Below are 13,542 nucleotides of genomic sequence, written 5' to 3'. Positions count from 1 at the left end.
TGTATTTCTTAAAATTTAACACTTAAACCAATATTGTATAATTTTTGAATCAGATAAGAGTCTGCCCCAAAAGCCGAAAAAGCAGCCTCAGGATCCACGTCCTTTAATCCGGTAACGGTAAACAGGTTAGTCCCGCTCACATAGATCCTCACACTGGAAAGCTTAACCTTCGACAATACGGAAGCCGGAAGATTATAGGCCAGTTCAACATTTTTCAAACGGGCATAAGATCCATTTTGAAGCCAGTAGGTGGAGGGGGCCTGATTATTCAAGTTGGCACTAAACAATCTTGGATAGCTTGCATTTGGATTAGAAGGCGTCCATCTGTCCAGATGTTTTTCAGAGGGCACGCCATTGTTGGCAAAGGCCCATTCACTCAGTCCAGTCATGTATTTTTGAACGTTTGCAGCGCCCTGGATAAACAGATTCAAATCAAATCCTTTATAGGAAGCGCCCAGGTTAAGCCCGTAAACAATCCCCGGATAGTCTCCTTTTCCCATTACAGTCCGATCAGCTGGCGTGATTTTACCATCTCCGTTAAGGTCTTTATATTTTATATCTCCGGGTGCAACATTAGAATACAATGGTGTTGGACCAGCTTTAATTTCCTCAGTACTCTGATATAAGCCCTCTGCCACATAACCTAAGAAACTTGACATACCATAAGGTAAAATGGTGAGTGGCCTCCCTATAGCACTTTGATAAGACAGATAACCAGCCGGCTCAGGCGTATAAATCAGCTTATTTTTATTAAATGTAAGGTTTGGTTTTATTGAATATCTGACTTGCCCGATTTTGTTCTCATGTGTAATGGCCACCTCTATTCCATTATTGTCAACTACCGCAAGATTTTCAGATGGCAGTGAACCACCTACTGTAGCAGGCACAGAGAAGGCCCGGGTAGAAAGTATATCCTTCGTACGTTTATGGAAGGCATCAAACTCAATACCCAGCAGGTTATCGAATAGTTTTGCTTCAAAGCCCAGGTTCAGAATATTAGCTTTTTCCCAGGTAAAAGAAACATTTGGAATTACGCCTGGTACCAAAGCCTGTAAATCGACATTCCCCAAAGTATAATAACCATCCAGACCTGTGCCCAGACTATAGGTGTTCAAATATTGATATTGCCCTACCCGATCATTACCCAATTGACCATACGAAGCTCTGATCTTCAAGAAATTAATAGCTTTAACGTCTTTAAGAAAGGATTCTTCAGACAGAATCCAGCCAGCGGAAACGGAAGGGAAAAAACCAAAACGATCAGACTTTGGAAAAACATCCGACCCATCATATCTGAAACTGGATTCAAAAAGATATTTACCTTCATAATTGTAACTAACTCTTCCAACCACACTTTGCCGGGCATTTTTAAAGGCAGTTCCCGTAGTGACCGCTGTAGTAGGATCTCCAGCAAAAAGCTGGTCTACTGCAGCTGAAGGAAAGTTGGTTCTGGAACCAAGAAAATAATCGCCTTGATTCTGTGTCTGGGTATACAGTGCCATAGCGCTGATAACATGCTTGCCAAAAGTACGCTGGTAATTCAGGGAGGCTTCTGCCACTAAAGTTTCCCTTTGGTTAAAGGTTTCTGTTAGTGAAGCTTTAGTCTGACCCGTAGTTTTGGTACTATAAGTACCATCATTATTGCGTATCGCAGTCACATAGGGCTGATTAAAAATCTTGGATGTTCCATAATACTTATTATAAGATAAGGTTCCTTTAGCCGAAAGACCAGGAACGAAAGGCATGGTATAGATCAAGGATCCTACACTTTCAAATACATTTTGTGTTGATATGGAATAGCCGTTAGCGCCATTCGCCATTAAATAAGGACTTCCGTTAACCAATGTGCTGTAGCCATTTGGAATAGTGACGTAATTATACAGCCCATTCGAGAACTGACTAGGCACCAATGGCGAAATCTCCCTGTAATAACTGGTTACGCCATTTGCAGATTGCCCTGTATATTTTTCCTGCCGCCCATTAAGGTTTAAGCTCAATTTCAGGTTCTTATTGATATCTGCATCCAGGTTAGACCTCAGAGAGTATTGCTTATAACCGGAAATAGCATAAGCGCCATCCTGATCCAGGTAACCTGCAGAGATAAAGTATTTTGATTTTTCAGTTCCTCCATTTAAACTTAGATTATGACGCTGCTGAAATGCAGATGGCTTCATCAATGCAGAATACCAGTTGGTATTTGCGTACAGATCTGGATTTGAACCGCTCTTGATAATTTCTAGTTGAGCATCAGTATAACCTTTACCTGCAGAAGGATTAAAACTACCTTCATTATGATATAATTCATTGGCCAGTGTTGCGTAGGTATAGGAATCAACCAGTTTAGCCAGTTGGGTTGGTTTTTGCCAGCCTCCGTTAAAAGTATAATTTAATATTGTTTTACCTTGCTCTCCCCTTTTGGTCGTAATTAAAATGACCCCATTGGCAGCCCTTGCTCCATATACCGCAGCTGTTCCAGCATCTTTAAGAACAGAAATAGATGCAATATCATTGGGATCAATATGGGGTAATTGCGCAGTAGCGATATTACCGGAACGGTCTACAGCTTCCTGCGGTATTCCATCTATGACGATCAATGGAGAAGAATTGGTACTGGAACTCAGCCCCCGCACCAATAGACGGGAATCGTCATAACCTGGCTGACCTGAGCCTTGGTAGGCAATAAGACCTGGCAAACGTCCTGCCAAAGAATTGGAAACATTGGCCGAAGGACTCTGCTTTAACTCCTCCCCACTCACGGTAGCAACAGAACCTGTAATAGACACCTTTTTTTGACTTGTATAACCCAACACGACCACTTCCATCAAATTTCCCGGCGCATAGCTCAATACAATCTTCTGAGATACCTCTTTATCGTAAAATACCTCTTTGGTCACAAAGCCCAAATGCGTAAAGACAAGATATCTGCTGTTCTGATCTGGGATCTCTAAAGAAAAATGCCCGTTTTCATCCGTAGCGGTCGAATATTTATTGCTGCCTTTGACCATTACGGTAACCCCGCCCAAAGGAATCCCTTCCTCATCCACAACTTGTCCACCCAACCGGACTGAAATATGCTTGCCCTGATTTGCCTGCAACAATTCTTTCCTTTTGGTGATCAGTATATTTTGACCTACCTGTTTAAAATTAAAGGAGGTATTGCTCAACAAGATTTGTAAAACCTCTTCAACGGTCCGGTCCTTATAGCTTAAAGTCAGTGTATTTAACTCTTTAACCTCCTCGTTCCTGTACAAAAACCGAAAAGGTGTGTTCTTCTCAATTTTATCCATCACAGAGAGGAAAGACTCCTGGTTAAGCTGGACCGAAATATGGACGTTACTAATAGATTGTGCTTTAACATTCAATGCAAAAATGAACTGCATCGATGTAACGGATAAAATAGCGATTACTAAGCTGATACGCATAACCTGACGAATTAAATATCGTTTATTAAAGGCAGCGCCATGGAAAGGGTAATATCCATGCCTGCCTTCTGCTTTTTGTGCAGAAAAAATCATACTTTTGAATGTTTTAAGTGGTCGAAAAATTATTTGAAACGCATTTGCTTTCGGCTGCAACCGGAAGCAAATTTGGGCTCTCTATTTATATGGAGAGCCTTTTTTCTATATCAGCAGGGGTAGATTTCTTTCATGTTTTGGTTGGTTTATGGTTTAATTGATTAATTGTTTTAGTCGTCACATCCTGTTCCAGAGATAAGATATACACCTTTATGAAATTCATAACTGGAACTGTTGAAGGAACAAAGCAGGTCCAGTACAGGTTCTATCTTTTCCGCTTTAAGTACGGTTCCCGTAAACCTGCAGTTTTTTACCGCATTATTCGCAAAAGCAATTTTCACACTGAAACGTTGTTCCAGCAGCCTGGCAGCCTGCTCCATGGTCATATCATCAAAGAAAAGGTCTTTAGCTTGCCATTCTATGGCTTTGAGCGCAGGCACATTAAGCTGAACCTTTTTCTCCTCTGTTTTATTAAACACCAATTGCTGGTTAGGCGTAATTACCCCCAGAGTTTGCTTCTGATCCTGCACACTCACCTTACCCCGGGTTACCGTTACTGTAACTTTTTCTTCGTTAGAATAAGCCTTAATGTTAAAAGCAGTTCCTAAAACAGTGGTTTTGATTTTTCCGGTATGGACAATAAATGACTTTTCCGGATCATGTTTCACGTCAAAATATCCTTCACCTGTTAAAACAACTTCTCTTGTCTTTCCAAATACGGCCGGATATTCGAGTTTACTATTCTGATTCAAGACAACAGTACTCCCATCAGGCAATTTAACAAGCTGATGTTTATCCGAAGCAGTGATGGTGCTTCGGATTTGACTATCTGTAGCCGCTATAGATATAGGCTCAGATGAAGGCGATGTCCATTTATATTTAATCAAAAGCCCAGCCGAAACCAACAGGAGTGCCGCTGCCGCCACCTTAAGAAAAGGCATCCAATTGAATCTTGCTGGATGAACTGGTACCTGATCTTGCAGTACAATATGTTGAAAAATCCTGGTCGAAGGAATGTCTGACAACCTCACTTCCGGCTCAAGATCCCAGCTCGCATTCATAAGACATTCAAGTTGGAAAGCATGATCCGGATCCTGAATAAACTCCTCAAGTTCCAGCAATTCTCTTTCCGTACAGGCCTGCTGCAGGTTTTTATGATATAAGTAATTGAGCCTGGTCTCTTCCATCGATTTAAAAAGGTCCTTTTAACTGATGACAAGGCCCGGACAAAAAAGGATTAGTTAAAACAGAAAATATTTTAAAATAATTTTAGATGGACTTAAAAATCGAGAGCAGAACCAATACCCCCATAAGTTCATTATGACCAGAAAGATAACTGCGCATGGTTTTACCGGCTTGTTGCAGATGCGCCTTTACTGTGTTTTTAGAAATGTTCAGCTGAATGGCAACCTCTTCCGGCTTAATCCCTTCAATACGGCACATGTAATAGATTTGCTTTTGTTGTGGAGGAAGATTTTCCAGGGCCTGATGAACAATCTTAAGGGTATCTTTATAGCTGATCTCTTCCTCTACCTGATCATAGCCCTCGGTCCAGTTTTCCGTATGCAGGAGATTTGTTTTGACCGTTGCCAAATGCTTTTTCCAAATGTTCAGTGTATGGTTGCGGCTCATCGTCCTTAAATAAGCCCCAAAATTCTCCACAGCCCTAAGTTCGGCTCTTTTTAACCAGATTTTCAAAAATACATCCTGAACAACTTCTTCTGCGGCTGCTTCATCATGAATGATCCTAAAAGCGTAACCGTAAACTTTATGTTGATAGCGTTCGAAGAGTATCTTAAAGGCAGACTCGTTTCCATTGGCCACGAATTCCAATATTTCCTGCTCCGAATCGTCTTTTCTGATTAACACAAAGCGAAGGTATTGATAAATAAATTAATTCTAATAAATACTACTATTCTACTATAATATACATTTCAACATTCGCTCCCGGAAAAGAAAATTCCTCTAAATTTGTAAAATGAGTACGACCGGTTCCACAAATGACATCTTCGACAAAGTCCTTTCTTTTATCGACACCACCAATCAGAATATCTTTCTTACTGGAAAAGCCGGAACAGGAAAGACCACATTATTGAGAAAGATAAAAGAAACCAGTACTAAAAAGATCGTAATTGTTGCCCCAACCGGAGTTGCAGCCATGAATGCGAAAGGCGTAACCATCAACTCCTTCTTTCAACTGCCCCCAGGCTCATTTTTTCCGGGCGACATTAGCCTGGAAAACCTTCAGTCCGGCATCCTCTCCATCAGCTCTATGGTTTCAGACCTGAGTTACACCCGCGAAAAAACCAAGCTTTTCAACGAATTGGAACTACTCGTTGTTGATGAGGTATCCATGGTACGCTGTGATTTACTTGATGTCATAGATTCCATTCTCAGAACCGTCAGAAAAAACAACCTGCCATTTGGAGGCGTACAAGTGCTATTGATTGGCGACTTATATCAACTCCCCCCGGTAACCAAGAGAGAAGACTGGGCCTTTTTAAACCGGGCTTACGCCTCTCCTTACTTTTTCGAAGCCCTGGTGATCAGAAGAAATCCGCTGTTACAGATTGAGCTCACCAATGTGTTCCGTCAAACGGAACCTGAATTTATCAATATCCTTAATGACATCAGAAATAACCGGATCAATGAAAATGACCTAAGTATACTCAACCAAAGATATGAGTCGTCTTTTAGCGCTTCTAACGAACTCAATCCCATCATCATTACTTCACATAACGCAGAAGCCAACACCATCAACAAAGAAAAGCTGGACGAACTGCAAGGCATGGAATATACTTTTGAGGGCGAGATCAGCGGGGAATTCCGTGATCTGAATCTTCAGGCCGAACAGAGCTTAAAATTAAAGGAAGGTGCACAGATCATGTTCATTAAGAACGATACCGGCGACAACCGAAAATTCTATAACGGCAAGATTGGAAAGGTAAAATCCATTATCGAGGGAGAAATCATCATCTCTTTTCCACAGGAAGAGGATCTGTTACTGGAAAAATCGTCCTGGCAGTCTTTTGAATACAAAACGGATACCGAAGAAGCCATTGTACAGCAACAAGTAGGCGAATTTTCTCAGTATCCCATCAAACTGGCCTGGGCAGTAACCATACACAAAAGCCAGGGCCTAACTTTCGACAGCGCTATTATTGATGCTGGAAAATCTTTCGTTGCCGGACAGGTATATGTGGCTTTAAGCCGTGTAAGAACTCTCCAGGGCCTGATCCTGAAATCGAAGATCACCACAGAAAGTTTAAGATCCAATCCAGAGGTCCTGAACTATATGAAACCCGCAAAAGAAGAAGAACTCAGCAATATCCTGGTTACAGAACAGGAAAAGTATATCCTTCAGCAAGTACTGGATCATTTTTCCTTTATCCAGATTTCCAATAGCCTGGATAGTATCTATTCCAATCCGGAGATCGTTAAGGCCAATGATGCAGATTTCAAATCCCTGCTCAGCCAACTCAACAAGGCATTGACAAACCTTACAGCCCTTGCCGATCGTTTTCAGACACAGGTAAAGCAAATCCATGCAAAAACAGGTTTCAGTGACCAGGCGGCTATTCAAACCCGCATTGAATCTGCCATTACTTATTTTTCAAAAGAACTCACCGTTCTACTATTGAACCCGATTGTAAAACAAATCCGGATCAAACCAAAAAACAAAGTCCAACAGCACATTCAGAGTGTTCTTCAAAAACAAAGACAGATCATCGAAAACCGACTTTCCCTAATGCAAATGTCTTCGAATCTGTTAAAAGACCCTATAACACCCGAGCAATATCTGGACTGGATCAGCCGTCAAAAAGCCAAAAGCCCTAAAAAACCAGACAGTCCGTCAGGACCACAACAAGCCATCACTTTACAATTGTTCTAGTAACTAAAAAAGCAAACAGCAAGGAACCTTCTGTTCGGATGAATCGTAGCACTTGCTACCTCCCAGGTAACAATGTGTTACCCCCTGCCCGGACTCCCCCCCTTTTTTATCCCCACCATAAAAACAAAAGAACTATTTCAGGACCTCAGAAGGTTTTGCCAAAAAAGCGCAGCGAGGCAAAGACTTCAGTCCTGAAATAGTTCTTTTGTTTTTCCACCGGCGGAGAAAAAATTCATTTTTATTGTAACCTTTCCCCCCTTACCTGCATCTTATAAATAATCATTATCTCCACAATATTATTTTTCATATTCAATGAATATGCGTAAAAGCGTATGTGGAAAAATTATATACCTATGACACCTAAAAATTATTCCATACTTCTGCTGATCCTGTGCGCAATCACCTTATCCACAGCTCAACTCCGTGCCCAAACCAGCACAGACACAGGAGAAATATCCGGTAAAGTACTGGATGAGAATCAAAAAGCATTTCCCTACGCGACAGTGAGCCTTTTAAATGCAAAAGATTCCACTGCCGTAAAAGGCACCCTTAGCCAGGACAATGGCAACTACCTGTTTAAAGACCTTAAAAACGGCATTTACCTGATTGGCGTATATGTTGTTGGCTATAAGAAAACATTCAAAGGCCCTTATACCATTGTGTCGGGTAAAATGGCACATCAAACCGGCAGTATACAAATGGCACCAGACGCCAAATTGCTAAAGGGCGTTGAAATCGTCAAACAAAAACCATTGATTGAAAGACAAGTGGACAAAATAGTGCTGAACATTGAAAACAGTGCACTGGCTACGGGAAATTCTGCACTTGAAATTTTGCAGAAATCTCCTGGCGTTAGCGTAGATAAAGATGGAAAGATCAGTCTCAGGGGCAAACAAGGCGTAACCATTATGCTGGACGGCAAACCAACCTATTTGTCAGAAGAACAGCTGGCCAATTTACTCCGTTCTACTGAAGGCAGTGCCATTCAATCTATCGAACTGATCACCAATCCCTCCGCTAAATATGATGCTGCCGGAAATTCGGGAATCATCAATATCAAATTAAAGAAAAACCGCAATTACGGCACTAATGGTTCTATTTACGGTGGTGCAGGAATGGGTAAATACTATAAAGCCAATGCAGGGCTAAGCCTGAACCACAGGGAGAAGAAATTTAATGTTTATGGAAATTTCGACTATGGCCGCAACAAAAGGTTCAACAGCACAGATATTATGAGGGTGAATGAAACCGTTAAAGACAAAACCTATTTCAATCAGACCAGCAGCAGTATAGGAAGCAGGAACAACAGCAATTACAAAGCAGGTATTGATTATTTTATTGACGACAACAACACCTTGGGTTTTGCCACCAATGGGTATAACAGCAATGGGGAACGCACCTCAAATGTATTGACCCTGATTGGGAACCAGCCCCTTAAAACAGATTCTTCTGTTGTAGCGGTTAATCCATCTACTTATAAATATACCGGCATGGCTTACAACCTGAATTATAAAGGAACTTTGGATACCCTTGGACAGGAAATTACAGCAGATGCTGATTTTGCCCAATATAAATCGAGGGAAGAGAGTGATTTTAACAATGTTTATTTAAATGCGGCAGGTCAGTCTTACAAACCAGATTATATTTTCACCAATTCAACCCCCACCAATGTTAAGATCTATTCAGGAAAAGTAGATTATACCTATCCAATCAATAAAGAAACCAAACTTGATCTTGGTCTGAAATCCAGTTTTGTAAAAACAGACAACAGTTTCATATTCCAGAATTTCGTCAACAACAACTTTGTAAGCGATCCTGCACGTAGCAACCAGTTTCTTTATGATGAAAATATTAACGCGGCCTATGCCAACATGAAAAGGAAATTTAAAACGACGACCGTTCAAATTGGATTGAGAGCAGAACAAACCAATTCTAAAGGGAATTCTGTTACTGATCAAAAAGTAGTGAACCGTCATTACTTTGATCTTTTCCCAAGCCTGTTCGTGAATCAGGAGCTCTCCAAAGATCACGAAGTCGGTTTTTCTTACAGCAGAAGGATTGATCGCCCGGATTACAGCAATTTAAATCCTTTTGTAAGTTACCTTGACCTCTATAGCTACAGGTTTGGCAATCCTTTCCTGAAACCTCAGTACACCAATTCATTTGAAATGTCTTATTCCTTTAAGAAAACCCTAAATGTAAGCTTTGGTTACAGCCACACCAGCGATGTTATGTCTGACGTATTGCTAACCGATACCGCTAAAAAAACGATATTCATTTCTACCCAGAACCTGGCGACACAGGATTCTTACAATATGAACGCCAGTTATCCGGTTCAGATCACCAAGTGGTGGAGTTCCAACAATAACCTTACGGTGTATTACAATAAGTTTAAAACTCCGAACTTGCTGGGCTTACCTTATGAAAGTGGAAAATTGGCTTTTAACCTGAATACCAATCAAACCATTACCTTAAACCCAACAACTAATATCGAATGGTCGGGCTATTACCAATCGAAACAAGTATATGGCACGTTGTTAATCAACGCTCAATACGGTATCGATCTAGGTTTCAGTAAATCCTTCATGGATAAAAAACTGAATTTGAAATTTGCAGCCAACGATATTTTCAAATTACAAAAAAGTGTGATCACCAGTGCCTTGCCTTCGCAAAATTATGTGGTTAATGAAAGATGGGAGAGCCAGGTTTTCAGATTGACCTGTACGTATCGTTTTGGCAGCAGCAGCATCAAAGGGGCACGTGAGCGTTCTGGTGGTTCTGAATCAGAAAGCCGCCGTGTAAAATCGGGCGGATAAAACCGCCTTAAATCTTTAGCTTTGTGCTTTTGCATTTAAACACAGAAACCCTTGTACTCTAAAGATCAGGCCAGCGCATTAAAACAGGCTTTTTGGACAGCTTTCGGCCAATACATGGCCCTGGAAAGTTCTGCCGAAGGCTTAAAGATCAACTGGATCAATTATAAAACAGGTATTAAACATCTTCATTTCAAAATGCAGGCAGACAAACGTTTTGCCTGCATTTTTATAGAAATGTCACATCCGGATGCCGGTATACAACAGCTCATGATGGAACAGTTTATCTCCTATAGAAATATTTTGCAGGCTTCGCTGGGAGAAGAGTGGGAATGGAATTTACACCAACAGGACGAGCATTATAAAACGGTTAGCCGGATTTCCACATCCATCGAAGGGGTAAGTATCTTTAAACATGAGGACTGGCCAACACTGATTTCATTTTTCAAACCCCGTATGATGGCGTTAGACACATTCTGGACTGATGCACAATACGGTTTTGAACTGTTCAGATAAACAGCTTAGTATAGAGAAACATCTGTGAGCGTAACCTCATTTTACACCCACAGATGTTATTTTTTTTTATTTTTCTACAAATTCTTTGAGAGATATACCCAAAATATGTGTCCATCCAGCATTGAAACTTGTTCTTGCAAACGAGGGATGATCCTGAGGGAAGCTTTCCAGACCAGTATGGGTCAATTTTAAACGGGTATGGTCACCTTCTTCAAAAAGTTCAAAAATCACCTCCGAAATTCCATCAGATAATTCAGGATAACTCCAGGTATAGGCAATTTTCCGCCCCTCTTCAACCGCTGTAACCACACATTTATGCAGGAACATCTCTTCCTTATCTCCGGCTTCAAATTGAAATTCAAAACCTACTTCAGGTTTGAATTCTTTCAGATCAAAATACCATTCTACCATCTGATCCCTGTTGGTTATGGCTTTCCAAACTTTACTGATCGGCGCATGATAGGTACGCTCTAAAATTAACGCTTCGGTTTTCATACATTTTTATTTTAGGTTATTGTTTTCTGGTTGTGATAAAGTAATGTTTTAATTCCAAAAAACAGGCCATAAAAAAACCGCCCTTGAAAAAGGGCGGCTATATATAAGTATTGATGGGCTGCTTATCCGCGGAGCTTACTCCAGATCAGATAAGTGGCTCCCCAGGAAAAACCTGCACCAAATGCTGTTAAAATCATTTTATCCCCTGCCTTGAAATCATTTTTATAGTCCCACAGGCATAAAGGTATAGTTGCCGCAGTCGTATTTCCGTAACGGTCAATATTTACTTTTACATGATCTGTTGAAATGTCCAGTTTCTCACCTACAGCCTGAATGATCCTCAGGTTGGCCTGATGTGGTACCAGCCAGTCTACATCTGAAGACTTCAGGTCATTCCTTTCAAAAACTTCGTTACAGGTTTGGGTCATCCCCTCAATAGCCGCTTTAAAGACCACCCTGCCATTTTGAGTAATGTAATTCAGTTTATTGGTCACTGTTTCTATGGATGATGGGTTCATAGATCCGCCAGCTTTAACAATTAACTGTTCTTTTCCACTTCCATCGGTTCTGAAAACATTATCTATAACACCAGTATGTTCTGTAGTTTGTTCCAATAACACTGCCCCTGCGCCATCGCCGAAAAGAATACAGGTATTTCTATCTTCATAATTAATGATTGCACTGTTTTTATCTGCTCCAATCACAATGACGTTTTTATACCGGCCGCCTTCAATTAAACTGGCGCCCAGCGTTAATGCATATAAGAAACCGCTACAAGCAGCATTGGAATCTACGCCCCAGGCGTTCACCAATCCGGCTTTCTCACAAACTACACTAGCCGTAGATACCATAATATAATCTGGTGTAGAAGTAGCCACAATAACACATTCTATGGCCTCAGGACTCAACTTTGCATCATTCAATAAACGTTCTACTGCTTTTACAGCAAGATCAGATGTTGCAATATAAGCGTCATTTACAATTCTTCTCTCTTTAATGCCCGTCCGGGCCACAATCCATTCATCATTTGTATCAACCATTTTCTCCAGGTCGTGGTTGGTCAAAACATTCTCAGGTACATATCCACCTAAAGCTGTTATAGCAGCATTATATCTAGTTCTCATTAATCAATTTCAATTCGGTGCGCAAAACTAACAAATATTTACAGCTACGTTACACTTTATTTTTTTTGAAATGTACCTTTGTGACAAGTCCATAACAATATGAAATATATAACTCAGCCGCTCTCCATTCTTTTTTGTGCCGTTCTTCTTCTGGTTTCCTCCTGTAAAAACAACAAAAAACTGCCTATTTTAGGCGAACGGGCTACTGAAACCGTTAAAAACGAAGATGGTACAACCCGGATAGATTCTGTGTATCAAACCATTCCGGCCTTTAAATTTTTAAATCAGGATAGTGTCTATATTACCAACGATAAATTTAAAGACAAAATATATATTGCAGATTTCTTTTTTACTTCCTGTTCCAGCATCTGTCCCATCATGCACAGGAATTTGAAAACTATCTTTGATCAGTATAAAGACAATAAAGAAGTAGGCTTTCTTTCCCATACCATAGATTTTAAATACGATAAACCTTCTGTCTTGAAAAAGTATGCACAAAAACTTGGTGTATATGGAGATCAGTGGCAGTTTGTTTATGGGCCAAAAGAAGAAGTGTACGGAATTGCAGAAAAGAACTATCTGGTTGCCGTAATGGAAGACAAAAAAGATAAAGACGGTTATGTACACCAGGGTTGGCTGGTTCTTATTGATAAAGACAAACGCATCCGCGGGGCTTATGATGGTACAAACCCAGAGGCTATTGCTAAACTCACCAAAGATATCCCCGTTCTTTTAGCTGAATATAAAAAGTAAACATGCGAAAACATTTTATAGCTGCCTTCTTTATTCTTTCCATTTCCATGATCATCTATTCCTGCCAAACCGCAGGTCAGGTAGAACAGGATATGTATTATACCAATGGCCGGGATTTATATATTAAACACTGCCAGAATTGCCATGGTGCCAAAGGAGAAGGGCTTGGTGCATTGACACCACCTTTAACAGATACCCTCTACCTGAAAAACAACAAAAGCAATCTGGCTTGTATTATAAAACATGGTTTACGCGGGCCAATTACTGTAGGTGGTAAAAACTTTGACGATAAAATGCCTGATTTTGGAAACCTTGCAGATATAGATATTGCCCAGTTGATCGTATACATTACCAATTCTGCAGGTAATAAGCAAGGTATGTACAAAACAGAACAGGTTGCAAAAGACCTCGCAGATTGCAAGAAGTAAATACAA

General features: G+C 40.6%; 10 protein-coding genes. 5 read left to right on the top strand and 5 right to left on the bottom strand.

Annotated elements, in window-relative coordinates; translation table 11 throughout:
- Positions 1 to 8 precede the first annotated feature (8 nt).
- The 3 genes from R2S08_RS19415 to R2S08_RS19405 all read right to left on the bottom strand — a co-directional run bounded on the left by R2S08_RS19415 (position 9) and on the right by R2S08_RS19405 (position 5,384).
- On the bottom strand, positions 9 to 3,515 hold the full coding sequence (locus tag R2S08_RS19415) for a TonB-dependent receptor (RefSeq protein WP_316836682.1): 3,507 nt from the start codon (positions 3,513 to 3,515) through the stop codon (positions 9 to 11).
- Positions 3,516 to 3,685: 170 nt separating this feature from the next.
- Positions 3,686 to 4,702 (bottom strand): FecR family protein, encoded by a 1,017-nt coding sequence (locus R2S08_RS19410; RefSeq protein ID WP_316836681.1) that lies wholly within the window; start codon positions 4,700 to 4,702, stop codon positions 3,686 to 3,688.
- A gap of 82 nt (positions 4,703 to 4,784) precedes the next feature.
- Positions 4,785 to 5,384 (bottom strand): RNA polymerase sigma-70 factor, encoded by a 600-nt coding sequence (locus tag R2S08_RS19405; RefSeq protein ID WP_316836680.1) that lies wholly within the window; start codon positions 5,382 to 5,384, stop codon positions 4,785 to 4,787.
- 109 nt (positions 5,385 to 5,493) lie between these two features.
- On the opposite strand from R2S08_RS19405, the gene R2S08_RS19400 reads away from it, so the two are divergent.
- The 3 genes from R2S08_RS19400 to R2S08_RS19390 all read left to right on the top strand — a co-directional run bounded on the left by R2S08_RS19400 (position 5,494) and on the right by R2S08_RS19390 (position 10,736).
- Positions 5,494 to 7,407 carry an ATP-dependent RecD-like DNA helicase gene (locus R2S08_RS19400; RefSeq protein WP_316836679.1) on the top strand — a complete coding sequence of 638 codons (1,914 nt, stop codon included), beginning with the start codon at positions 5,494 to 5,496 and terminating at the stop codon, positions 7,405 to 7,407.
- A gap of 353 nt (positions 7,408 to 7,760) precedes the next feature.
- Positions 7,761 to 10,223, top strand: a complete 2,463-nt coding sequence (locus R2S08_RS19395) for a TonB-dependent receptor (protein WP_316836678.1) — start codon at positions 7,761 to 7,763, stop codon at positions 10,221 to 10,223.
- A 51-nt stretch (positions 10,224 to 10,274) separates the two neighbouring features.
- Entirely contained in the window at positions 10,275 to 10,736 is a 462-nt protein-coding gene (locus tag R2S08_RS19390; RefSeq protein WP_316836677.1) for a DUF4268 domain-containing protein, read from the top strand.
- A gap of 66 nt (positions 10,737 to 10,802) precedes the next feature.
- On the opposite strand, the gene R2S08_RS19385 is transcribed toward R2S08_RS19390, so the two are convergent.
- A complete protein-coding gene (locus tag R2S08_RS19385; protein ID WP_316836676.1) occupies positions 10,803 to 11,231 on the bottom strand; it encodes an SRPBCC domain-containing protein in 429 nt (142 codons plus the stop codon).
- Between the two features lie 122 nt (positions 11,232 to 11,353).
- Positions 11,354 to 12,355: a beta-ketoacyl-ACP synthase III gene (locus tag R2S08_RS19380; RefSeq protein ID WP_316836675.1), complete on the bottom strand. Its 1,002-nt coding sequence runs from the start codon at positions 12,353 to 12,355 to the stop codon at positions 11,354 to 11,356.
- A 99-nt stretch (positions 12,356 to 12,454) separates the two neighbouring features.
- On the opposite strand from R2S08_RS19380, the gene R2S08_RS19375 reads away from it, so the two are divergent.
- Positions 12,455 to 13,108, top strand: coding sequence for an SCO family protein (locus R2S08_RS19375; RefSeq protein WP_316836674.1), 654 nt, complete (start codon positions 12,455 to 12,457; stop codon positions 13,106 to 13,108).
- Between the two features lie 2 nt (positions 13,109 to 13,110).
- On the top strand, positions 13,111 to 13,536 hold the full coding sequence (locus R2S08_RS19370; RefSeq protein ID WP_316836673.1) for a cytochrome c: 426 nt from the start codon (positions 13,111 to 13,113) through the stop codon (positions 13,534 to 13,536).
- Positions 13,537 to 13,542: the final 6 nt, after the last annotated feature.

It is taken from the genome of Pedobacter nutrimenti, assembly GCF_032678445.1.
Classification (GTDB): Bacteria; Bacteroidota; Bacteroidia; order Sphingobacteriales; family Sphingobacteriaceae; genus Pedobacter; species Pedobacter nutrimenti_A.
Note: the sequence above shows the minus strand (reverse complement) of the source record. Positions and strands in the feature narration are given on the sequence as shown.

Coding starts and splice junctions, on each gene's coding strand:
- R2S08_RS19410 (WP_316836681.1), bottom strand. CDS start 4,702: ATGGAAGAGACCAGGCTCAATTACTTATATCATAAAAACCTGCAGCAG.
- R2S08_RS19370 (WP_316836673.1), top strand. CDS start 13,111: ATGCGAAAACATTTTATAGCTGCCTTCTTTATTCTTTCCATTTCCATG.
- R2S08_RS19380 (WP_316836675.1), bottom strand. CDS start 12,355: ATGAGAACTAGATATAATGCTGCTATAACAGCTTTAGGTGGATATGTA.
- R2S08_RS19385 (WP_316836676.1), bottom strand. CDS start 11,231: ATGAAAACCGAAGCGTTAATTTTAGAGCGTACCTATCATGCGCCGATC.
- R2S08_RS19415 (WP_316836682.1), bottom strand. CDS start 3,515: ATGATTTTTTCTGCACAAAAAGCAGAAGGCAGGCATGGATATTACCCT.
- R2S08_RS19395 (WP_316836678.1), top strand. CDS start 7,761: ATGACACCTAAAAATTATTCCATACTTCTGCTGATCCTGTGCGCAATC.
- R2S08_RS19375 (WP_316836674.1), top strand. CDS start 12,455: ATGAAATATATAACTCAGCCGCTCTCCATTCTTTTTTGTGCCGTTCTT.
- R2S08_RS19400 (WP_316836679.1), top strand. CDS start 5,494: ATGAGTACGACCGGTTCCACAAATGACATCTTCGACAAAGTCCTTTCT.